The organism is Niveispirillum sp. FG156 (assembly GCF_057809555.1).
In genome coordinates, this window is record NZ_JBMDKE010000064.1 from 1 (window position 1) to 21,582 (window position 21,582).

Annotated in this window: 17 protein-coding genes; 10 read left to right on the forward strand and 7 right to left on the reverse strand. The window is 65.1% G+C overall.

Annotation, left to right across the window (positions count from 1 at the left end):
• Window positions 1–961 precede the first annotated feature (961 nt).
• From ACODSP_RS26945 to ACODSP_RS26960, 4 genes are all read left to right on the forward strand, one after another.
• On the forward strand, window positions 962–2,032 hold the full coding sequence (locus ACODSP_RS26945) for a replication initiation protein (RefSeq protein ID WP_488968602.1): 1,071 nt from the start codon (window positions 962–964) through the stop codon (window positions 2,030–2,032).
• Window positions 2,033–2,269: 237 nt separating this feature from the next.
• On the forward strand, window positions 2,270–3,253 hold the full coding sequence (locus tag ACODSP_RS26950) for an AAA family ATPase (protein WP_488968603.1): 984 nt from the start codon (window positions 2,270–2,272) through the stop codon (window positions 3,251–3,253).
• 4 nt (window positions 3,254–3,257) lie between these two features.
• Complete coding sequence (locus tag ACODSP_RS26955; RefSeq protein ID WP_488968604.1) at window positions 3,258–4,112, forward strand: ParB/RepB/Spo0J family partition protein; 855 nt, start codon at window positions 3,258–3,260, stop codon at window positions 4,110–4,112.
• A 188-nt stretch (window positions 4,113–4,300) separates the two neighbouring features.
• The gene (locus ACODSP_RS26960) at window positions 4,301–4,675 is read left to right on the forward strand and encodes a hypothetical protein (RefSeq protein WP_488968605.1); all 375 of its coding nucleotides are present in this window, start codon (window positions 4,301–4,303) and stop codon (window positions 4,673–4,675) included.
• A 127-nt stretch (window positions 4,676–4,802) separates the two neighbouring features.
• Here the strand turns inward: ACODSP_RS26960 and ACODSP_RS26965 are convergent, their stop codons facing one another.
• The gene (locus tag ACODSP_RS26965) at window positions 4,803–6,035 is read right to left on the reverse strand and encodes an NAD(P)/FAD-dependent oxidoreductase (protein ID WP_488968606.1); all 1,233 of its coding nucleotides are present in this window, start codon (window positions 6,033–6,035) and stop codon (window positions 4,803–4,805) included.
• 71 nt (window positions 6,036–6,106) lie between these two features.
• Between ACODSP_RS26965 and ACODSP_RS26970 the strand changes: the two genes are divergently transcribed.
• From ACODSP_RS26970 to ACODSP_RS26995, 6 genes are all read left to right on the forward strand, one after another.
• Complete coding sequence (locus ACODSP_RS26970; RefSeq protein WP_488968607.1) at window positions 6,107–7,003, forward strand: dihydrodipicolinate synthase family protein; 897 nt, start codon at window positions 6,107–6,109, stop codon at window positions 7,001–7,003.
• Window positions 7,004–7,194: 191 nt separating this feature from the next.
• The gene (locus tag ACODSP_RS26975; protein ID WP_488968608.1) at window positions 7,195–8,193 is read left to right on the forward strand and encodes a 4-hydroxyproline epimerase; all 999 of its coding nucleotides are present in this window, start codon (window positions 7,195–7,197) and stop codon (window positions 8,191–8,193) included.
• Window positions 8,194–8,354: 161 nt separating this feature from the next.
• Window positions 8,355–9,554: a M24 family metallopeptidase gene (locus ACODSP_RS26980; RefSeq protein WP_488968609.1), complete on the forward strand. Its 1,200-nt coding sequence runs from the start codon at window positions 8,355–8,357 to the stop codon at window positions 9,552–9,554.
• 79 nt (window positions 9,555–9,633) lie between these two features.
• The gene (locus ACODSP_RS26985; RefSeq protein WP_488968610.1) at window positions 9,634–10,938 is read left to right on the forward strand and encodes a type II toxin-antitoxin system HipA family toxin; all 1,305 of its coding nucleotides are present in this window, start codon (window positions 9,634–9,636) and stop codon (window positions 10,936–10,938) included.
• 3 nt (window positions 10,939–10,941) lie between these two features.
• Entirely contained in the window at window positions 10,942–11,241 is a 300-nt protein-coding gene (locus tag ACODSP_RS26990; RefSeq protein ID WP_488968611.1) for a helix-turn-helix domain-containing protein, read from the forward strand.
• 38 nt (window positions 11,242–11,279) lie between these two features.
• Window positions 11,280–13,052: a DUF885 domain-containing protein gene (locus tag ACODSP_RS26995; protein WP_488968612.1), complete on the forward strand. Its 1,773-nt coding sequence runs from the start codon at window positions 11,280–11,282 to the stop codon at window positions 13,050–13,052.
• Between the two features lie 123 nt (window positions 13,053–13,175).
• On the opposite strand, the gene ACODSP_RS27000 is transcribed toward ACODSP_RS26995, so the two are convergent.
• The 6 genes from ACODSP_RS27000 to ACODSP_RS27025 all read right to left on the reverse strand — a co-directional run bounded on the left by ACODSP_RS27000 (window position 13,176) and on the right by ACODSP_RS27025 (window position 21,425).
• Window positions 13,176–13,958: a LytR/AlgR family response regulator transcription factor gene (locus tag ACODSP_RS27000; RefSeq protein ID WP_488968613.1), complete on the reverse strand. Its 783-nt coding sequence runs from the start codon at window positions 13,956–13,958 to the stop codon at window positions 13,176–13,178.
• Window positions 13,955–15,037: a sensor histidine kinase gene (locus ACODSP_RS27005; RefSeq protein WP_488968614.1), complete on the reverse strand. Its 1,083-nt coding sequence runs from the start codon at window positions 15,035–15,037 to the stop codon at window positions 13,955–13,957. Before ACODSP_RS27005 ends, ACODSP_RS27000 begins: the two co-directional genes overlap by 4 nt.
• Before the next feature lie 17 nt (window positions 15,038–15,054).
• Window positions 15,055–15,879 carry a DUF2306 domain-containing protein gene (locus tag ACODSP_RS27010; RefSeq protein WP_488968615.1) on the reverse strand — a complete coding sequence of 275 codons (825 nt, stop codon included), beginning with the start codon at window positions 15,877–15,879 and terminating at the stop codon, window positions 15,055–15,057.
• Window positions 15,880–16,132: 253 nt separating this feature from the next.
• A complete protein-coding gene (locus ACODSP_RS27015) occupies window positions 16,133–17,953 on the reverse strand; it encodes a glycoside hydrolase family 9 protein (protein ID WP_488968616.1) in 1,821 nt (606 codons plus the stop codon).
• A gap of 2 nt (window positions 17,954–17,955) precedes the next feature.
• Complete coding sequence (locus ACODSP_RS27020; RefSeq protein ID WP_488968617.1) at window positions 17,956–19,644, reverse strand: glycoside hydrolase family 43 protein; 1,689 nt, start codon at window positions 19,642–19,644, stop codon at window positions 17,956–17,958.
• Window positions 19,645–19,733: 89 nt separating this feature from the next.
• Window positions 19,734–21,425 (reverse strand): glycoside hydrolase family 43 protein, encoded by a 1,692-nt coding sequence (locus ACODSP_RS27025; protein WP_488968618.1) that lies wholly within the window; start codon window positions 21,423–21,425, stop codon window positions 19,734–19,736.
• Between the last annotated feature and the right edge of the window lie 157 nt (window positions 21,426–21,582).

The window sequence follows — 21,582 nt, forward strand, 5'->3', positions numbered from 1 at the left end:
CTCCGCCGCGCCCATCATCGGCACTTGCGCCAGCAAGGCACCCGTGGCCGGGTTGCGCACATCCAGCAGGCCGCCGGCATCGGCACCCACCCAGCCCCCGCCGATCACACCCTGGGTGCGCAGCAGGCCGGCATCGGAAAGCCCCATCGGGTGCTGCATCTGGTCCATCTTCTGTACCCTTCGCGTGTTCTTGTTTCTTCAAGGCGCCGGGTCGGCTCCGGTTCCGTCCCCCGGCTTCATCACCCAAGCTGGGCGAAGTTGCCGGTTCCGCCAAGTAGAGGCAGGTCATGGCCGGATTGCCGGCCACGCGGACCTTCACCGCCGCAGCGATCGATCTGTCGGGATAAGACACAGACCCGGTAGGGCCCGTTCCAGCCCATCCAGGGCCAATGTCCACCAGGCGGGGGATCACTTGTTCGCTCCCGATTCCACCCGTTGAAAAAGTCCGGATAAAGCGTCTGCCCCCGTTGGAAATGTCCGGTGAACTCTCGTCAGAGCTTACAAGGGGCGTTGAAGAAGTCCGGTGAACCCGTTGAAAAAGTCCGCTGAATCCGAATCACAAACCCTTGATTCGTGCTGCTTTTCATCGCCCCGTTGGGAAAGTCCGGTGAAAGCCGCCGGCGGGGAGCCGTTGAAAAGGTCCGGATAAGCGTAGGAAAAGTCCGGTAGTGGCCCCTAATGGACTGATATCTAAGGGCGCCGTTGAAAAGGTCCGGGTTGGGTTCCGGGGGGCGTTGGGAACCTCCCCCTGAAACGTTGTGAAGGTCCGGGGGAGCGTTGCGTTTGTCCGGGTAAACCCCACAAACTATTGAAAAACCACTGCAATCCAGCCCTAGGAATTTAAGGAATCTAGGAATTAAAGAAAGCGGGGCTTTTCAACGGACATTTTCAACGGACTCAATTCTTTTCATCTGGTCCGGGTTATGCCTAACTGCCGTCACTGGAAACGGGGGCAGGTTTCGTGTCGGAACCATCACTATCCATTGTGGCGACCCAGACGGCACGCCGCAAGAAATTGAGTGGGACCTTGATCAAGGCCACCGCTCTGGTGGAGGTGCGGGCGACTGGGAACGAGGATCTGCGCCTTTCCGACCGCAAGCTGTTCAACCATCTGCTGGCCATCGCCGCCCCCAATATCGGCAAGACGACGCGGCACAATACCCACCTGTCCGATATCAGGCGCTTCGCGGCAGAGGCGCGCGACGCCGCCTCGCATGGCGATACCAATTTCTGGCTGAAAGAGAGCCTGACGCGGCTGCAAAAGGTTCTGGTTCAATATGATGTGCTGGGTTCAGATGGACGGACCTGGGTGTCCGACCATCTGCTGGGCCGTGTCACCATCAATGAGGTGACGGGCGAACTGACCTTTGAGTTTCCAGAAGAGGTGGCCCAGCGTCTGGTCGAACCGGCGCTGTATTCCGCCCTGTCCCTATCCGTGATCTATCAGTTCACCAGCAAATATGCCCTCACCCTCTATGAAATCCTGAAACGCTATGCCGACCGCAAGGCGACGGAGCCTTATTGGAGCGCCAAGATCGACGAGGTGCGAGACGTCCTGGGCTGCCGTGACAAGCTGAAAGATTTCAAGGATTTGCGCAAGAAGGCGCTGGACCCCGCCATTCAGGAAATCAACGAGCTGGCCGAGTTCAGCGTGGAGATGGACGAGATCCGGCAGGGTCGTGGCGGCAATGGCGGGCGCGTGGTCGGTCTGGTTTTCCGGGTCCGCAGCAAGGATGTGGGGGAGTTGGAAAAGGCCGTGAAGACGGCGGCCAAGCCCAAGGTGCAGCGCCAGGGTGAGGCCGCCCAGAAGATGGCTGCCGCCGCCGAGGCCCGTCGGTTCAACCAGCGTGGTGTCATTGCCGCCCTGCGCTGGCTGGAAGCCGCCGATTTCAACACGCGCAAGGCCTGGGCCGAACGCGCCAAACAGCTGGGCGTCGCCCTGCCGGCCGCCGCCACAGCACCCACCAACCTGAAAAAATGGGTCCCCGCGATCGCCGCTACGGTCGTGGCGGAGGAAAAGTTGGTGTGTTGAGACAGCTGTTGACGGCTTGACCGTCAGCGGCTGTCAGGCCGGCGACCGCCGGCCCGCCGCACATGCGGCGTGGAGCTAAGCCGCCGGATGGCGGCGCCCGGCGTATGAGGGGGCACGTGACAGACCACATCCCCGTTGCAAAGGTCCGGTAAAACCCTGGGCACTTACAAATCCTGTTGACCCGCTTGTAACAAACATTCATCCATAGGCTGGATGGTGTTTGTGAGGGGTATGGCCATGACGGGCGAGGAATTGCGCGTGTTCCGCCACCGGCTGGGCGGGTTGACGCAGGAACAGTTCGCGCTGTGGCTGAACGACCGGCTGGGCAAGCGCATCGACAATGCCCGGATCAGCAAATGGGAAAGCGGGGGCGAGCGTATCCCCAAGGAGATCGCCGCCTTCATTGCCAGCCAGCAATTGCCGGCCCGTATCCTGGCCTTCACCAACCAGAAGGGCGGCGTGGGCAAGACCACCACCGCCATCAATATCGCTGCCTCCCTGGCCCAATCCGGGCGGCGCGTGCTGCTGGTCGATGCCGATCCGCAGGCCAGCGCCAGTGAAAGCCTGGGCGTGCCGCTGGTCGATCTTTACCGGGAACGCCGCACCCTGCCCCATGTGCTGCTGGATGCGGCCCCCGTCGATGATGCCCTGATCCCGGTCGGGAATTTCACCCTCCTGCCCTCCCATATCGATCTGGCTAAGGCCGATGGCGTGCGGGAGCCGGGGACGGAGATGCTGCTGCGCGAATGTCTGGCCCCGCTGCGCCAGCGGTTCGACCATATCATCATCGATGGGCCGCCCAATCTGGGCATGATGACCCTGATGACCCTGACAGCGGCGGATGAGGTGTTCGTGCCCGTGCGGACGGAGCCGATGGACACGATGGGTCTGGCCCTGATGCAGGATACCATCGCCAAGGTGCAGCGCCGCCTGAACCCCGGCCTGCGTCTGGCCGGCATCCTGCCGACGCAGTTCCGACGTCGGAAGTCGGTGGATAAGCAGATCCTGGACCTGCTGATCGCCAGCCTGGGTGCCACGGTGCCCGTCCTGGCCCCCATCGATGATAACAGCGCCTTTGGCAAGGCCAACCTGAACTATAAGCCGGCGGTGGAGCTGTACCCCGACGCCGCCGGTGTCGCCACATATCGCGAATTGGCGGCTGCCATCGCGGCGGGCACGTCCCTGCCCCTGGCCCATGCATCGACGGTAACGGGAGGCTGAACCCATGGCCAAGAGCAAGACCCCGCCCCCCGCCCTGGCCGCCCTGTCGGGCCGGCTGTCCCAGGGCAGCACCTCGCTGGCGGCACTGAACAGCCGCTTCAACCATAGTTTTGAATTGGCGCTGGACCGGGTGGAGCCCGACCCCGCGCAGAACCGCCAGCATTTCGACGAGGTTGAGCTGGCGGCCCTGTCCGACAGTTTGAAGCAAGTGGGCCAGCTGTCGCCCATCCTGGTCCGCCCCCACCCGGCCCGGCCCGACCATTATATCCTGGTCGCCGGTGAACGCCGCTGGCGCGCAGCCCGGCTGGCCGACTGGACCAGCATGGTGGCGCTGCGCTTCGATGGCGATGCTGACACGGCGGCCCTGGTGGAGAACCTTCAGCGCGTGGATTTGACCCCGCTGGAAGAGGCCAAAGGCCTGGAGCGGCTGATGCGGCAGCGCGGGTTGAAGCAGCAGGAAGTGGCTTCCCTGGTCGGGAAAAGCACGGTCCAGGTCAGCAGCCTGCTGAAAATCCTCACCCTGCCCGCCCCGGTCCTGTCCGATCTGGGCAGCGATGCCGGGGCCACCGTGCCACGCGGCACCCTGTTTGAAATTGCCCGCGCCCCGGCGGAACAGCAGCCCAAGCTGTGGGCGCTGGCGCGCGACGGCAAGCTGAATGTCCGCACGGCACGGCAGGCCAAGGATGAGGGGGATGTCCCCTCCCCTGCCCCCGCCACCGATACGGCCCCGCGCCTGCCCGCCATTGGCAAATGGACCCGCAGTTTGCAGGCGGTAAAGGGCACCAGCCTGAACAAGCGGGAGCGTGAGGAACTGCTGGCCTTGAAGGCGGCGATTGAGGCAGTTCTGGCCTGGAAATGAGCAGTTCCGACGTCGGAACTTCTTTCACCGGACCTTTTCAACGCCCGTCCGATGAAGGTTATAGGAATTAATTCTTGACGCCACCCCTGCCCTGATCGATGCTGCTGCTATCAAACAAGCTAACAGGCCCCGGCTGCACCCGCACCGGGGCCTTTGCTTTTGGGGCCTCACTCAGCAAGGACATGACGATGGCGGATCTGCTTTCAACCGATGCGCTGACCGGCGGGGGCTTGGCGCTGGCGGCGGCGGGGGCCGTGGCGGGGCTGCGGTGGCTGGCCGCGTCGAAGGCCAAGCAGCTGGATGGGCTGCCCGGCCTGATGCATCAGATACAGATGGAGCTGGTCCGCATCACGGCCCGGCTGGACCGCGCAGAGGCCGATATTGCCAATGATAAGGCGGGCCGCAGCGCCTTTGCGGCGGTGGAGATGATGGTCAGCAAGATCTCCTCCGACATCGGCCATCTGGCCGCCGACCTGCAAAAGCTGTCGGATCGGCATGAAAAGGGCGGCCAGGAAATCTGGGCCGCCATCGACCGGCTGCGGGAGGGACGGGAATGTGGATGACGGAGATCGTTTTTGCGTTAGGTCAGGTCGAGCCGCAAGGCGAGCCCTGACAGATATGGATTGAAAGCCGTTGCCGTCAGGGCGACGCTTACGCGTCGACCTGACCTACGGTTTGGGTATTCGCGGGTCAGCCGAAGCGCCGCAGGTCAAAGGCTGACATGTCCGGCCCCTGATCCACCGTCAAGGCCGCGATGCGTTCGCCGGTGACGGGACCAAGGGTCAGGCCCAGATGCTGGTGCCCGAAGGCGTAGAACAGGTTGTAGGCGCGGTCCGACCGGCCAATGGCGGGCAGATAGTCTGGCAGGGTAGGGCGGCAGCCCACCCATTCACGCGCGGGCAGGGGGAAGGGCAGGCCCAGATCCTGGATGCGCCCGCGCAGCCGTTCCCATTTGCCCGCATGGGGCGGGCTGTCGGGGTGGCTGAATTCCACAAAGCTGGAGGCGCGCAGATAGTCGTGAAACCGCGTCACGATCAGGGCGCGGTCTTCAAAGACCAGGGGCGGAAGGTCAGTAGGCCAACTTCCGACGTCGGATTGTAGATGGTATCCCCGCTCCGCGATCATCGGCACGCGGTGGCCGACCCCTTCCAGGAGCGGTTTTGAGGCTACACCCGCCGCCACCACCACCCCATCCGCGCCCAGCACCCTTCCATCGGCCAGCGCCACGGACACATTGCCATCGCGGCGGGGCAGGTCGGTGGCTCTGCCCGTTACCACCACACCACCGCGTTCGGTGAAATGCCGGCGCAGCGTGGTGAACAGCAGGTCGTGGGAGGCGATATGCCCGCTGCCGGTGAAGCGGATGGCGCCCGCCGGGGTGCGGCCCAGAAGCTGGGTCAGCCGCTCCCGCTCTCCGTCATCAATCGGTCGAAACCGCGTGGTGCCGGTATCCGCCGCCTGCCAGGCACGCAGGCCCCGTGCCGCGCTGTCGGGCGTATCCCAGATCACGAAATGCCCGTCGCGGATCAGCAACTCTGGCTGTCCGACCCCATCGACCAGCCGTTCCCAGGCCGGCATGGCGGCCCCCACCAGCGTGGACAGCACCGCCTTTCCCGCCCGGAACCGACCCGGCCGCGCCGCCGCCGCCAGCCGCAGGCCGAAGGGCAGCCAGTGACGGATGTCGCGCAGGGGCAGGGACAGGGCGTCATCGCGGGCCAGCAGGCGTTTGGGAACGGCGCGCAGGGTAGCGGCGCTGGCCAGCGGCTCCACCTGTTCCACCGCGATATGCCCGGCATTGCCCCAGGAGGCGGGCGGTGTAGATGGCGCATCATCCACCAGCGTCACCGACCGGCCCAACCCCTGCTGCGCCAGGGCGATGCTGTAGCCGACAATGCCACCGCCGATCACCAGGAAGGACCGCATCCTCACACTCCCCTCTTTTCCGTCACGATATTATATAGTATACGATTTTCAGCGCAATGCAGGAGTGACCCATGGCCAAGCTGACCTGGACGGGCGTGTACCCGGCCGCCACCACCCAATTCGCCGAAGACCTGTCGGTGGATTATGATGCCACCGCCGGTGTTCAGGATGCCCTGATCCGCGACGGCGTCGATGGCTTGATCCTGTTGGGTACCTGTGGGGAGAATAACTCCCTGGAGCCGGATGAAAAGCGCGCCATCCTTGACCGCGCCCGCACCGCCGTGGCGGGACGCGTACCGGTGGTGGCCGGCGTGTCGGAACTGACGACAAAGCGCGCCGTGGCCTTCGCGCGCGACGCAGAGGCATTGGGCGTGGATGGGCTGATGCTGCTGCCGGCCATGGTGTATGTCCCAACGGAGGAGGAGTTGTACACGCATTTCAAGGCGGTGGCGGATGCGACCAGCCTGCCCATCATGCTGTACAACAACCCGCCCGCCTATCGGGTGTCGATCTCCGCCCGCGTGCTGGCCCGGCTGGCCGATATCCCCAATATCGTGGCGGTGAAGGAAAGCGCGCCTGATCCGCGCCGTTTCACCGATCTGATCAATGAATTCGGTGACCGGTTCGTCCTGATGGCCGGGCTGGATGATGTGGCGCTGGAGGGGATGATCCTGGGCGCCCATGGCTGGGTGTCGGGCCTGACCAGCGCGTTTCCGCAAGAGTCCGTGGCCCTGATCAAGGCGTTGCAGAAGGGCGACATTGCCGAGGCGCGGCGCATCTATCGCTGGTTCATGCCGCTGCTGCACCTGGATGCGGAACATGATCTGGTGCAGTCGATCAAGCTGGCCGAACAGATCATGGGCCGGGGCAGCGAACGCGTCCGCCTGCCGCGCCTGCCCTTGTCCGGCGCGCGGCGCGCCCAGGTCAGCGCCATGGTCGAAAAGGCCGCCGCGACGCGGCCGGTTTGAGGTACTTTCACTGCGTTCACACCGTTCCCCCGTCATCCCGGCGGAAGCCGGGACCCAGTGCAGAGCGGCGTCTGCCGCGATAAGTCATATCGGCGCTAACCGCGCCTCACGCTGGGTCCCCGCTTTCGCGGGGATGACGAAGAGGGGGCACGGTTGGCCCCTTTGCCCAAACTCCCACCCCGGAAGCCCCCATGCGCCACACCTTCTTTTGCATCGATGGTCACACCGCCGGCAACCCGGTCCGCCTTGTCGCGGGTGGTGCGCCCTTGCTGCGGGGGGCGTCGATGGCGGAGCGGCGGCAGGATTTTCTGGAGCGGTTCGACTGGATACGCACGGGCCTGTGCTTTGAACCGCGCGGGCATGACATGATGTCGGGCGGGTTCCTGTATCCGCCGACCCAGGCCGACTCCGATGTCGGCATCCTGTTCATCGAAACCAGCGGCTGTCTGCCCATGTGCGGGCATGGAACCATCGGCATGATCACCTTCGGCCTGGAAAACGGCCTGATCCTGCCGCGCACGCCGGGGACGCTGCGGGTGGAGGTGCCGGCGGGCATCATCGACATCACCTATGGCACAGAGGGCAAGCGTGTCACTTGGGTGCGTATCCGCAACGTGCCATCTTACGTCGCGGCCTGGGGGGTGGAGATCGAGGTGCCGGGGTTTGGTCCCCTGTCGGTCGATGTCTCCTATGGCGGCAATTACTACGCCATCATCGAACCGCAGGGGCCGTACAAGGGCCTGGATGATCTGGGGGCGGCGCGCATTGTGGAACTGTCGCGGACCATCCGCACATTGATGCGGGAGAAGGTGGAGCCGGTACATCCCGTTGATCCGCGCATCCGGGGCGTGTCGCATGTTCTGTGGGCCGATGGGCCGAAAGGGCAGGGGGCCGATGGCCGCAATGCCGTGTTCTATGGCGAGCGCGCCATCGACCGCAGCCCCTGCGGCACCGGCACCTCGGCCCGGCTGGCGCATCTGGCGGCCAAGGGGCGGTTGCAGGTCGGCGATGCCTTTGTGCATGAAAGCTATATCGGCAGCCGGTTCACGGGAAGGGTGGAGGCGGCGGCCGACCTGGGCGGCCATCCCGCCATCACCCCGTCGATTGAGGGCAGTGCGGTTCCCACGGGCTTCAATACGATCTGGATCGACCGCGAGGACCCGTTCTGGGCAGGCTTCACGGTGGTATAGACGGGGCTGGCGGCGGCGGGATTTCCGCGGATTACGCTTCGCTAATCCGCGCTACGATTACACCACCGAGGTGTCGCAGTTGCGTAGCGCGGATTAGGCGAAGCCGTAATCCGCGGTGTGACGTCGGGTTGGTGCAGGATAAGCAGGGAGTGACAAGAAGAATGAGCATCGGGGGATCAACGGCTGAGGCCGAACTGGCCGGCCTTGCCGCCATTGACCGGTCGGGCCGGCGCCCGCCCGCCATCCAGCCTGCTGAACATGCCGCCCGCATCGAGAAGGCCCATCGCCTGATGGAGGAGATGGGGGCAGGGACCCTGCTGATCGGTGCAGGCGCCAGCCTGCGCTATTTCACGGGCGTGCCCTGGGGCGCGACGGAACGGCTGGTGGCGCTGCTGCTGCGTCGGGGCCGCCGCCCGGCGATGATCTGCCCGGCCTTTGAACTGGGGTCGCTGAAAGAGGTGATGGCCATCGATGCCGACATCCTGCTGTGGGAGGAGGATGAATGCCCCGCCGAATTGCTGGTCAGTGCTGTGGCGGGGTATGAGACGCTGGCCCTGGACCCGGCGGCCCCGTTCCTGCTGTTCAGCCGTTTGCGTGCCATCTCGCCGGCGTTAAAGGTGGTGGATGCCACGCCTATGGTCGATGGCTGCCGCACCCGTAAATCATCCACGGAACTGGCCCTGCTCTCCTATGCCAAGGGCCTGACGCTCGATATCCACCGCCGCGCCGCCGCGATCCTGCACCCTGGCATTCGCGCCAGTGCCGTGAAGCGCTTCATCGATCAGGCGCACCGGGCCGTGGGGGCCGACAATGGCTCCACCTTCTGCGCGGTGCAGTTCGGCGTCGCCAGTTCCTTTCCGCACGGCATTCCCGGTGATCAGGAACTGGCCGACGGCGATATCGTCCTGATCGATACGGGCTGTCAGATCGACGGCTATCATTCCGACATCACCCGCACCTATGTGTTCGGCGAACCAACCGTCGAACAGCGCCGCATCTGGGCCATCGAACACGAAGCCCAAGCCGCCGCCTTCGCCGCCGCGCGGCCCGGCCAGACCTGCGAAAGCGTGGATTATGCGGCCCGCGCCGTTCTGGAACGGTATGGCCTGGGTCCGGACTACAAGCTGCCGGGCCTGCCCCACCGTACGGGCCATGGCATCGGCCTTCAGATCCATGAAGGCCCCTATCTGGTGCGCGGTGACAAGACCATCCTGGCGCCCGGCATGTGCTTTTCCAACGAACCGATGATCGTCATCCCCGGCGCCTTCGGTATCCGCCTGGAAGACCATATGTACATCACGGAGGAGGGTGCCGCCTGGTTCACCGAACCCTCGCCGTCGATTGAAAGCCCGTTCGGGTGAGGGGGTATAAATACCATTGACTGGATACTTTTTAGGCCCATACTTGGTCTATAGATATCGTTAGAATGATGCATTAATCATGTTGACCCTGGAGGTGCATATTGATGGGGCGTGGCGGGAGGCGGGTTTGCTGCGCCTGCCCGATCCCGCGCGTGGCATCAATGGCGCCAGCCGGTTCAGCTATGATGACAGCTATTTCTTTGACCATGCCGCCATCGACGGGCTGGATGGCGATGTCATCGACCGGCGTGCCCTATCGGTGCGCTGTCCGGTCGATCTGGAAACCCGGTCATGGGACAGTTGGCCGCCCTGGCTTCTGGACCTGATGCCGCAGGGCGTGGCGCGGCAACGGATTGCCGCTACGCTGGGCTTGTCGCCCGATGCGCCCGCCACCGAACTGCCCCTTCTGCGCAGTGCCGCCGGGTCGCCCATCGGCAACCTGCGCCTGCGTGAAGCCTGGATGGAGGAGCAGCAGCGTCTGGCCGATGTTACCTGTCCGCCCCTCACCGACGGGGATATTGCCCAGCGCAGTGAGCGGTTCTTGGAGGTGGTGGACCGGTTCGCGCATCTGGCATCGGGGTCCAGCGGGGTGCAGGGGGAATGGCCCAAGGCCCTGATGACCCGGTCGGCCCGCGACGGATGCTGGTATCCCGACCCGTTCGTGCCGACAGGGGAGGGGGCAGAGCATGCCATCGTGAAACTGCTGCGGTCGTCGGGGGCGGAGGATGCCCTGATCATCGCCAGCGAGGCCCCCTATCTGGAGGTGGCGCGGGCCTTTGGCCTGCGGGTGGCGGCCCCGCTGCGCTATGGTCATGGCGTGCTGTTCATGCCGCGTTTTGACCGGTCGGCGCAGGATGGGGCGGTGCTGTTGCATGGGCAGGAAAGTCTGGTGTCGGCCCTCGGCGTGGCGGCGTTTGGCCATATTGCCTGGCATGAAGATTATCTGTCCGTCATCCGCGCGGTCAGTGATGATCCCGTGGCCGACACGCTGGAATATCTGCTGCGCGACCTGTTGAATGCGGCCATGGGCAATCCCGATAATCATGGCCGCAACAGTGCCCTGCATAAGCCGGCGACGGGTGGCGTTTGCCTTTCACCGCTCTATGATTTCGCGCCCATGCGCCTGTCGGCGGCGGGGGTAGGACGCAGCACACGCTGGCGCTGTCTGGATGGGCGGGGGATAGAGCCCGACTGGGGCCGTATTGCAGATGCGGTGGCCTTCGACGGCTTGGCCGCCAGCAAAGTGCGGCAGGTCTTGCTGTCGAAGCTGAGGTTGCTGCGTGACTTACCCCGCCTGGGCCTTGATCTGGGTGTGCCGCCGCCCGTGGTGGCGCGGGCGTTTCAGGGTGATGCGGTGGCCGATGCCCTGGAACGGAGCTGCTGAGCCATGCCGCGCCGCACCCCCCTCAACCGTGAGGAAAAGCTGGCCCGGCGGGAGGCGTTGGCAGCCCGTGCCGTCACGGGGGAGCTTCGCCTGCCTGACGCCATCCGCGAGATGCGTGAGGCGCTGGACATGACTCAGGCGGCGTTTGGTGCGAAATTCGGCCTGACCCGCATCCAGGTCCTGAACCTGGAAAAGGGCAGCGCCAACCCGACGCGCGAAACATTGGAACGGATTGCCCGGCCCTTCGGCTTCGTCCTTGGTTTCGTCGCCCGGCCCCGTCAGGATGAGGACGGGCCTTCATGACAATCATCATTCACCAACCAACAACAAGGACCCGATCCATGCGCACATCGCTTCTGCGTCCCCGCCTGCTGGCTGCTGCCGGTCTGGGCCTGTTGCTGCTGACCGGTTCGGTGCAGGCGGCACCGGTCGATGATCTGCGCACTGTGCTGGCCGATTATGACCGCTATTTGGAGGTGAATGACCCGATCGGGGCCAGCCAGCGCGGGGATATGGAAGCGGCAAAGCGCTGGCCCGACAACAGTCCCAAGGCGGTGGCAGACCGGGCCAAGGCGCTGGCTTCGTTTCGGGATCGGCTGGCGGCCATTCCGGGTGCAGGCCTGACGGGGCAGGATGCGCTGAATTACGCGCTGCTGTCGCGGCGCGTGGCGCTGGACCTGGAGGGTGTGGCGTTCGATGAGGAACGCATGCCGTTCAACAATGACAGCGGCTTCTTCTCCGTTCCGGGCTATGTGGCCGGGGCCATGCGCCTGAAGAACGCGGCGGAGGCGGAGGCGTATCTGGTGCGGCTGTCGTCGCTGCCGGATTTCTATGCCATTGAGACTGCCAATATGCGCCGGGGGGTGAAGACCGGGTTCACCCAGCCGCGCCTGATTGCGGAAGGGGCGGTTGCCATGACCCGCACGCTGGCCGCCATGCCGCTGGACGGGCATCCGCTGCTGGCCCCGCTGAAGGCGTTGCCGCCGACGGTGCCGCAGGCGGACCGTGACGCGCTGTTCAAGCGCGGGCAGGACATTCTGCGCGACCGCGTGCGCCCCGCCGAACAGGCGCTGGCCAGCTTCTTTGAGAAGGAATATCTGCCGAAATCCAAGCCGGTGATCGGCGCGTCCAACCTGCCCAATGGCAAGGCATGGTACGCCTACCGAGTGAAGCGCGAAACCACGACGGCCATGACGCCCGATCAGGTCTATGCCCTGGGCCAGACGGAGATCGCCCGCATCCGGGCCGAGATGGACAGCATCATCAAGCAGACGGGGTTCCAGGGCGATTTCAAGGCATTCCTGACCTTCCTGCGCAGCGACCAGCAATTCTATGCGAAATCGCGTGAGGAGTTGCTGGAGAAATCCAGCCGCATCGCCAAGCGCATTGATGATCAGCTTCCCGGCTATTTCAGCCTGCTGCCGCGCCTGCCCTATGGCGTGCGGCCCGTGCCGGCGGAGATCGAGGAAGGCTATACGACGGGTCGTTACTTCCCCGGCAGCCCGGAACAGGGCATTGCTGGCGGGTTGATGATCAACACCTCGCACCTGTCCATGCGCCCGCTCTATGAACTGCCGGCCCTGGTGGCGCATGAGGGTGTGCCCGGTCACCATCTGCAAATCGCCCTGTCACAGGAACTGACCGACGTGCCGCAGTTCCGCCGACAGGAGGACACGACCGCCTATGTCGAGGGCTGGGCGCTTTACACCGAGAAGCTGGTGGAGGAGATGGGGCTTTACACCACGCCCTATGAGCATTTCGGCAAGCTGTCGATGGAGATGTGGCGGGCCTGCCGCCTTGTCATGGATGTCGGCATCCATTGGAAGGGCATGGGCCGGGAGGAGGCCGCCAGCTGTCTGCGCGACAATAGTGCCTTGGCCGAGAAGAACATTCAGAGCGAGACCGACCGGTATATCGCCTGGCCGGGTCAGGCACTGGGCTACAAGATCGGGCAGCTGACCATCCTGAACCTGCGCCACAAGGCCGAGGCGGCGCTCGGTCCGAAGTTCGACGTGCGGCAGTTCCACGCCCTGATCCTGAATGACGGGCCGTTGCCCATGGTCATGCTGGAACAGCGCATCGACGCCTGGATCGCGCAAGCCAAGGCGGGGTGAGGGCAGGGCGTTTGTCAGGATCAGGTGCGTTTACCCTCTCTCATCATCCCGGCGTTCGCCGGGATGATGACGGTGAAGCTTTCACCTGAACCTGCCCCCCACTTCCGACGTCGGAACCGCGCCTCACATCTGCCGGAACAGGTGCAGCCAGGCGCGGCTGACGGGGATGGTGTCGGGGCGGGATTTCAGGTGGATGGTCGCGGTTTCATTCTCCCCGCGCACCACATGGCTGATGGACCGCAGGTTGACGATGGCGCTGCGGTGGACCTGGGCGAACCGGTCGGGGTCCAGCTGTTCGGCCAGCTCCTTGATGGGGGTGCGGATGATGGCTTCCTGTGGCGTGCCGCCATCGCCGCGCCAGCCGACATGGGTGTATTTGTCGCCGGCCAGCAGGAAATCCACATCCTCCACCGCGATCAGCCGTACCACAGGGCCGACAGAGGCGCGCAGCCAGGTCAGGCGCGGGGCGGCGGCGATGGCAGGGCGCAGCTGTTCGGCCAGCCGTGCCAGCAAATCGTCGGGCATGATCGCCGGCTGTGCCGCGCGCAGCCGTTCCTGCAACCGCGCCACGGTATCGGCCAGGCGTGCCGCCTCCACCGGTTTTACCAGATAATCCAGGGCACCCTGGGCAAAGGCCGCCACCGCGTACTGGTCAAAGGCCGTGACGAAGACCAGATGGGCGCGTCGCCCGATGGCCTGCGCCGCCTCCACCCCCGACAGGCCGGGCATATGCACATCCAGGAAGCAGATATCGGGCCGGTGCTGTTCGAATAGTTCCACGGCGTGGCGCCCGTTTCGCGCCTCTGCCACCACGCGCAGGGTAGGCCAGGCGGCAGAAAGCTGCCGGATCAGGGTGTCGCGCAGCAGGGGTTCATCTTCGGCGACCAGGGCCGTGGGTCCGTTCATGCTGCCACCTCCCGCACGGGCCAGGACAGGGTTGCCACCACGCCCCCGCCGCCGCGTTCCGTCAGCGACAGGGCGGCCTTGGGCCCGAAGCAGAGTGCCAGACGTTGGCGCAGGGTGGAAAGCCCCGTACCCAGCCCGCCCGTGCCGGCGGCACCCAGGCCCAGGCCGTTGTCGCTGATCGTGACATGCAGGGTGCCGGCGCGCAGGGTTGCCGTGATGTCGATGGCCCCGCCATCCTCCGCCGGGTCGATGCCATGGCGCACGGCATTTTCCACCAGGGTCAGCACGGCCATGGGCGGGCAGGGCAGGGCGTCGGTTCCCGGTTCCAGATCGATGCGGAAGGACAGGCGGTCGGGCATGCGCATGACCATGATGTCCAGATAGGCCCGGACCAGCCCCATCTCATCCCCCAGCGTGCCCATGGCGGCGTTCAGGCGCGGCACCGCGGCGCGCAGATAGGCGATCAAACTGTCCAGCACGGGGAGGGCCTGCGGTGACCCCGTTTCCACCAAGGCGCGGACATTGGCCAGCGTGTTGAACAGGAAATGCGGCTGCACCTGTGCCTGCATCAGGGCGAGGCGCGCATCGGTGGCGCGGCGTTCCAACTCGCTGCGCTCCAGGGCAAAGGACAGGGCCTGATGCCGGGCCAGCGCCTCGCGTTGCCGCACCAGCGCGCCAAGTGCCACCCAGGGGCCGATCAGCAGGCCCAGCACAATCATGATGAACAGCGATTGCAGGCGCGGCTTATCCTGCCACAGGGCCGGCCCCACCTCCGGACCCGTCAGGATATAGATCGTGACCATGGTGGGCGGCACCGTCAGGGCGACAGCCAGGACCTGCACCACCCAGCGCGCGATCCAGCGGGGCAGGCGGTGGGGAAACCGCTCCCAGAAGCCGAAGGCCAGCACGCACATAAGGCAGACAACAAACATCCGCAGCGGCAGCAGCCAGACATGGTTCTCCCAGGCCGGCAGCAGCAGCAGGGAGAAGATGCCGGCCAGGACCGCCGCCACCCGCAGCCGGCGCCAATGGATGATGGCCAGCAGCCTGTGCCCGATACTGCCGGCTGTTGCGTCCATACCCCCGTCTCCCTCCGTTACAGCCGGGGCAGCCACATGCCCATGGTGGCGCCAAAGATACCAAAGGCGGTCAGCAGCGCCAGTACCGACAGCAGCCCCGCCGTGCCCAGCCGCAGCACAAAACTGCCCCGGTCCATGGCATGGAAGTAGAGCTGCAGAACCGCCAGCGGCAGCAGATACTGCGCGAAGGACAGTGTCTCCGGCAGGGGGCCGGAGAAGGTTTTGGGATCAAAGCCGATGGGCGCCTGGAAGATCAGCATCCACAGCATGAACATGACCCGGAAGAACCAGACCCCGCTGACCGTCAGGAACAGGCGCAACGCCCAGCGGCGATGGGCATCGAAGCGCCGCCGCCGCGCCAGCACCCAGGCCATGCCGGCGCAGATCAGGATGACCACGCCATTCAGGCTGATCCCCACATGCATCAGGGTACTGCCGACTGTCCCGCGCAGCAGGATCAGGCCGATCCCACCCAGCGACAGGATGGCGGCGGCGGCCATGTAGGTGCGGCCCATCCAGCGGTGAAAGGCAGGACGATGGCGGCGCAGCGCGGGCCAGAGCTGCAAGGCACCGCCGGCAATGATCACCACCGCGAATGCCATGTGCAGGGCGTACAGGGCATTGCCCAGGACATCGCCTGGAAACTGCCCCTCCACCGGCCCGCCCCGCAAACCCTGCCCCGTCAGCCATTCCCGCCCGTGGGTGGCCATGACATAGAGCGCGAAGATCAACTGCCCGGTGATTGCCACCAGCAACCAGAGCAGACCCGCCCGCCCCAGCCAGCGTTTGGCGGTGGCGGGATCGGGGCGGACGGTTTCAGGGATCGTCGCGGCCAGGGACATCGGGTTCCTCCATCAAGGTGATGGCTGATCCTGGCGCTTATCTGCGGTCGGTGGGGTGGGGGTGCGATGAATGACGGATAGGGGCGATGGGTGGGGGATGTTGTGCCCTCACCCTCCCAAACGCTGGCGCGTTCGGGCCCCTCCCTCTCCCACGTTCGTGGGAGAGGGGTCCAGATTTGCGCCCCTCGCCCGCTGGCGGGAGAGGGAGGGGCCCAAGCCTGTAAAGGCTTGGGAGGGTGAGGGAGCGACGCTTTTACCGCCCCTCATCCAGCCAGGCCGCCAGCCAGACCAGCGGCGCGTTCCAGTTCACGGTTACCTCGTTCACCGTGAACAGGTCGATATCATCCTTCCAGCAGGTCTGCGGTGCGCAATTCCCGATGCGCTTGCGGGCTTCATCGCCCAGGCTGGTGATGTTCGGCCCGCCCGACACCACGCCCGGCGGTGGGGGTGGCAGTGACGGGTCCAGGACATTGGCCCAGAAGCGGTGATGCGGGTGCTGCATGGCGCGCGGGCCGTACCCGGTGACATAGGACATGTCCAGCGGGTTGCGGCCCAGAAGATAGTCGGCGACATCCACCACCGTATCGCGGTATTTCGCGTCCCCCGTCGCGTCATGGGCATAGGCCAGCACGATGGCCCGGTTCATCAGGCCCGAGTTGGAGCCCCAGCCATAGCCCTTGGGCGACAGGGGCTGGCGGTAGCCGCTGTCGCCCGCTTCCCGAACATAGGCATTGGCGCTTTTCACGATGGCGCTGCGGATGCGGGCGGCGTCGGCTTCCGGCAGCGCTTCTGGATGCAGGGCTAGGGTCAGCCACCCCAGCGGCCCCACCTGTCCCCAGGACGGTTCGGGGATGGCGTCGCGGTTGAAGAACTGCGCCTTGGTCACGGCATCGACCAGCAGCGCATGGCGCGTGGTGGCCAGCAGTTCGGCAGACGCCCAGAAGAACTCGTCCGTTACGTCATTGTCGCCATAGCCGCCGCTGCCGTTGAAATCACCGATGGCCAGCGCATTGGGCACGCGCAGTGCCGCCTTCCAGGCCTTTAGCGCCGCCTTCAGGCAGCGGTCGGAAAAGGCCGGGTCGATGGTCTTCCAGACGCGCGCCGCCTGCGCCGCCGTGGCGGCCAGGTTCAGCGTCGCGGCGGTCGACGGCGGGTAGAGGAAACGGCGTTCGGGGTCCAGATGCGGGGGCAGGGGCAGTTTCGTCCAATGTTCATCCGCCACCTTGTGATGGGCCATGCCGGAGACATCGACATCGGGGGTGAAATTCAGCCTGCCTTTGCCATTCTGCACGCCCAGCGGCAGGGGCATGCGCGTGCCGTCCGGCACCTGCATGGACAGCATGAACTCCATCTGCCAGCGCGCCTCGTCCAGCAGGTCATTGATGCCGTTGCCGGCCTCCGGGATTTTGGCTGCGCCGTCGGGGAAGGCGGGTGCCTTGCCCTTCAACGCCTGACGTTCATAGAGGTTCAGCAGGGTCCAGACGGAGATGCCACCATTGACCACGTATTTGCCATGGTCGCCGGCATCATACCAGCCGCCGGTGACGTTCAGGCTGTGCGGGCAGGCGGGCCAGATATTGCCTTCATTGTCCTTCCCCCCAAAACAGGGGGCGATCTCCTTCGGGTGGCCGGCGGGGCGTGCCCATTTCTCCCCCACAAACCGCACCTCGATGGGGGTGCCGGCGCGGTTATGGTAGAAATAGGCCAGCGCATCGCGTTTCAGCGCGCCATAGGGGCCGGCGCCGATAGCGAAGGGCCGGCTGCTGACAGTGCCGGCGATCAGGGTGAACCCATTGCCCGTCGCCGTGACGGCAGAGAAATCGATCCGGTGCAGATGCTGGCCAGATGACGCGTCATCGCCGCTGACGATGCTGTTGCCACTGGCCACCACCTGTCCGCCCGCATCGCGCAGGGTCCAGGCCACGGGCTTTGCCGCCACATCGGGCAGGATTGCGACCTTCGGTCCATCGGCCAGCAGGCCCGACTGGTTCAGCCGGATGGGGCTGATGGGCCTCTCCTGGGCCAGGGCCGGCAGGGCCAGAAGGGCGGACAGAAGGAAAGCGTAAACCTTCATGCTCAGTTCCCCTTGCCCGGCCCTTGCGCGAACGGCCCCACCATGACGCCGATGAAGCCGCCGGCCTTCTTCGTTGACAGGATGGTGCCGTCCGCGCCCTTCACCACGGGTTGCCAGTCTGCCCCGGCGCCGGCCACATCGAAATCATATTCCCCACCGCGCGCCGTGATGCGCAGGCGGTAGGAGGCGGCGGCTTTCACCGGCACACTGCCCAGCACCGTGCCATCGGCGGGCGTATCCTTGCCGCCGCGCGCCGCCACGCGGGCCACAAGCTGCCCACCTTCCTTTTCGATGGTGAAGCGCATCCAGCTTTCATCGCTCTGCACCGCCGCCAGACCGGCGCGTTCGCCCGGCTGATCGGGGGTGAAGACCATGTCGGTGATGATGGTGGCATTGTGATGCTGCTGACGGCGGGCCCAGAAGGCAGGATTGCCATGGTCGGACAGGCCCACGGCCTGCAATTTCAGGGTCAGCGCGCCATCGGACAGGCGGTACCAGTCGCCCTTGGGATTGCGCGCCATCATCCAATAAGGCGGCAGCCGGTCGCCGTCGAACTCGTCGCGCACCTGAAAGGCGCCGGTGGTCGGCACCGTGGGCGCGGGCTGGGCCGGCAGGTCGGGCTTGGCATGGGTCAGGGGGATGGCTTGCCCCGGCTCCGTGATACGCGGCCAGCCATCGACCCAACGCACGGGCATCAGGAAGGTTTCCCGTCCGGTATTATAGAGATCATCGCCATAGGGGCGGATGGCCAGGAAGCTGGCCCACCAGTCGCCCTTCGGCGTCACCACGAAATCGGCATGCCCGGCAGAGGTGACGGGGTGGGGCCGGGCAGGGTCCAGGTCACGCTGTGTCAGGATCGGGTTGGCTTGGTTGGGGGTGAAGGGACCCATGGGGCCGGGGCCGCGCAGAACCACCTGGGAATGGTTGATGGCTGTGCCGCCTTCCGCACAGATCAGATAGTAGTAACCATCCTTCTTGAAGATATGCGGCCCTTCGATCCAGATCGGCTTTTTGGAGATATCGACGCCACCATTCACCAGCACCTTGCGCGGGCCGATGGTTTTCATGGATTTCAGGTCCAATTCCTGCACCCAGATGGCGCGGTGACCCTGGTACAGCGGCTCGCCTTCCGGCGGACCGTTATTGATGATCCAGGCGCGGTCCCCCTCAAAGTAGATCGACGGGTCGATCCCACCCTCCAGATCGGGCAGCCAGATGGGGTTGGACCAGGGGCCCTTGGGGTCCTTGGCGGTGATGATGAAATTGCCGCCGCAATCGACACAGGTGTTCAGGATATAGAAGGTGCCGTCATGATAATCGATGGCGGGCGCGAAGACACCGCGCGACAGGCCCAGGGCCTTGAAATCCAGCTGATCCGGGCGGTCGATGGCATTGCCGATCTGGGTCCAGTTGACCAGATCACGCGAATGGAAGATCGGGATACCGGGGAACCAGCTGAAGGTGGAATTGACGATGTAATAATCATCGCCCACCCGCGTGATCGACGGGTCGGGGTAATAGCCGGTCAGGATGGGATTGCGATATTCGCCCGGTTTTGCTTTCACCACGGCATCGGACGGGTCGGCCCCCTGATAATCCAGCCAGTTGAACCGCGCCGTATCGGCGGCCAGGGCCACCGGGGCGGTGAACAGGGCCGTGGTCAGGGCCAGGGCTGTTGTCAATCCACGCATTTTTCCTCCCGCTTATGTGTTTGACTGCATTTGTCCGCGCTCCCAACCGTCATCCCCGCGAAAGCGGGGATGACGGTTGGGAGCGCAAATCACCGGCTTCCACCCTCCGCATAAGGCCCCACCATCACGCCCATGAAGCCGCGTGCGGTGGCGGTGGACAGGATGGTGCCGTCGGCATCCTTCAGGATGGTCTTCCACCCATCCTTGCCCGTGCCGACCGAAAAATCATAGGCACCGCCGCGCGCCGTGACGCGCAGGCGCAAGGCGCCGTCGCCGGGCGCCGGCTGACTGGCCAACACGCGGCCCGGTTTTGGATCATTCTCCCCGGCGCGGACGGCGACGGTCAGGGTGCGGACGCCGTTGACCAATTCCGCCGTGAAGCGGAACCAGTATTCGTCATTCTGGATCACGGCCAGACCCGCCCGCTGCCCCGGCGCATCGGGGGTGAAGGAGAATTCGGTGGTGAAACTGGCGTCGCGATGCTGCTGCCGGCGTGCCCACAGGCTGGGGCTGGCGCGGTCGGACAGGGTGACGGGCTGCGGCGTCAGGTGGAGAGACCCACCCGACAGGCGCCACCAGCCACCGTCCAGCCGGCGCGGTGTCATCCAGTAAAGCGGCAGGGCCGGACCATCGAATTCATCACGGACTGTGAAGGGGCCAGCGGTCGGAATGGCGGCGGGTGGCTGTACCGGCAGATCGGGCCTTGCATGCGTTCGCGGGATCGCTGTGTCGGGGTCCAGGATGCGCGGCCAGCCATCGACCCAGCGGACGGGCAGCAGGAACGTCTCCCGCCCTGTATTGAACATCTCCCCACCCGCATAGGGGCGGACGGCCAGGAACACGGCCCACCAATCGCCCTTCTGCGTCTCTACCAGATCGGCATGGCCCGCCGCCTCGATCGGGTTGGGGCGCTTAGGCTCCAGGTCGCGCTGCGTCAGGATGGGGTTTGTCGGGCCGGGCGTGAAGGGGCCGGTGGGGGAGGGGGCGCGCCAGATCATCTGCGCGTGGCTGGTGCCCGTCCCACCCTCCGCCGCCGTCAGGTAGTAGAAGCCGTCCTTCTTATAAAGGTGCGGACCTTCGACATAGCCGGGCTTGGTGGTGATATCCACGCCGCCGCTGACGATCATGGTGCGCGGGCCGATGGTCTTCAGGTTCTTGGCGTCAAATTCCTGAATCCACAGGGCGCGGTGCCCGTCATAGGCTTCCTTGTCGCCCTCCGGCAGGTCGTTATTCAGGATCCAGGCGCGGCCATCATCATCAAAGAACAGCGACGGGTCGATGCCATTGCGCAGATCGGGCAGCCAGACCGGATCGGACCAGGGGCCGGCAGGGTCCGTGGCCGTGACCACGAAATTGCCGCCGCTGTAGAAGCTGGTATTGACGATATAGAACCGACCGTCATGGTGGCTGATCGAGGCCGCGAACAGCCCACCCGTCAGGCCGCCATTGCCGAAATTCACCAGACCGGGCCGGGCGATGGCGTTGGACACTTGCGTCCAGGTGACCAGATCGCGGGAATGGAAAACCGGCAGGCCGGGCAGCCAGCCGAAGCTGGAATTCACCAGATAATAATCGTCGCCTACCCGCGTGACAGACGGGTCGGGATAGAAACCGGCAATGACCGGATTGCGGTATTCGTTGGCGGCGACAGTTTTGGGGTCAGCCGGGTCCGATCCCTGATAGATGAACCAGTCGAACCGCGCCTCACCCGCATATCCGACGCCGGATAATCCCAGCAGCAAACTCATCGCCAGCAGCGATGCCACCCGACCCAACCGCATTTTTCCCCCCGAACGCCGATCCTTTTTGGATTGTTAGCGTTATCATGAGGAAACAGGCGGGGTCTGTCCAGGGGTTTGACAGGGTTGTCAGGAGGCGTCGTACCCTCACCCTCCCAAGCCTTGGCAGGCTTGGGCCCCTCCCTCTCCCACTTTCGTG

Bases quoted from the DNA above. Each gene is read 5' to 3' on its own strand.
- ACODSP_RS26950 (WP_488968603.1), top strand. From the start codon at position 2,270: ATGACGGGCGAGGAATTGCGCGTGTTCCGCCACCGGCTGGGCGGGTTG.
- ACODSP_RS26955 (WP_488968604.1), top strand. From the start codon at position 3,258: ATGGCCAAGAGCAAGACCCCGCCCCCCGCCCTGGCCGCCCTGTCGGGC.
- ACODSP_RS26960 (WP_488968605.1), top strand. From the start codon at position 4,301: ATGGCGGATCTGCTTTCAACCGATGCGCTGACCGGCGGGGGCTTGGCG.
- ACODSP_RS26965 (WP_488968606.1), bottom strand. From the start codon at position 6,035: ATGCGGTCCTTCCTGGTGATCGGCGGTGGCATTGTCGGCTACAGCATC.
- ACODSP_RS26970 (WP_488968607.1), top strand. From the start codon at position 6,107: ATGGCCAAGCTGACCTGGACGGGCGTGTACCCGGCCGCCACCACCCAA.
- ACODSP_RS26975 (WP_488968608.1), top strand. From the start codon at position 7,195: ATGCGCCACACCTTCTTTTGCATCGATGGTCACACCGCCGGCAACCCG.
- ACODSP_RS26980 (WP_488968609.1), top strand. From the start codon at position 8,355: ATGAGCATCGGGGGATCAACGGCTGAGGCCGAACTGGCCGGCCTTGCC.
- ACODSP_RS26985 (WP_488968610.1), top strand. From the start codon at position 9,634: ATGTTGACCCTGGAGGTGCATATTGATGGGGCGTGGCGGGAGGCGGGT.
- ACODSP_RS26990 (WP_488968611.1), top strand. From the start codon at position 10,942: ATGCCGCGCCGCACCCCCCTCAACCGTGAGGAAAAGCTGGCCCGGCGG.
- ACODSP_RS26995 (WP_488968612.1), top strand. From the start codon at position 11,280: ATGCGCACATCGCTTCTGCGTCCCCGCCTGCTGGCTGCTGCCGGTCTG.
- ACODSP_RS27000 (WP_488968613.1), bottom strand. From the start codon at position 13,958: ATGAACGGACCCACGGCCCTGGTCGCCGAAGATGAACCCCTGCTGCGC.
- ACODSP_RS27005 (WP_488968614.1), bottom strand. From the start codon at position 15,037: ATGGACGCAACAGCCGGCAGTATCGGGCACAGGCTGCTGGCCATCATC.
- ACODSP_RS27010 (WP_488968615.1), bottom strand. From the start codon at position 15,879: ATGTCCCTGGCCGCGACGATCCCTGAAACCGTCCGCCCCGATCCCGCC.
- ACODSP_RS27015 (WP_488968616.1), bottom strand. From the start codon at position 17,953: ATGAAGGTTTACGCTTTCCTTCTGTCCGCCCTTCTGGCCCTGCCGGCC.
- ACODSP_RS27020 (WP_488968617.1), bottom strand. From the start codon at position 19,644: ATGCGTGGATTGACAACAGCCCTGGCCCTGACCACGGCCCTGTTCACC.
- ACODSP_RS27025 (WP_488968618.1), bottom strand. From the start codon at position 21,425: ATGCGGTTGGGTCGGGTGGCATCGCTGCTGGCGATGAGTTTGCTGCTG.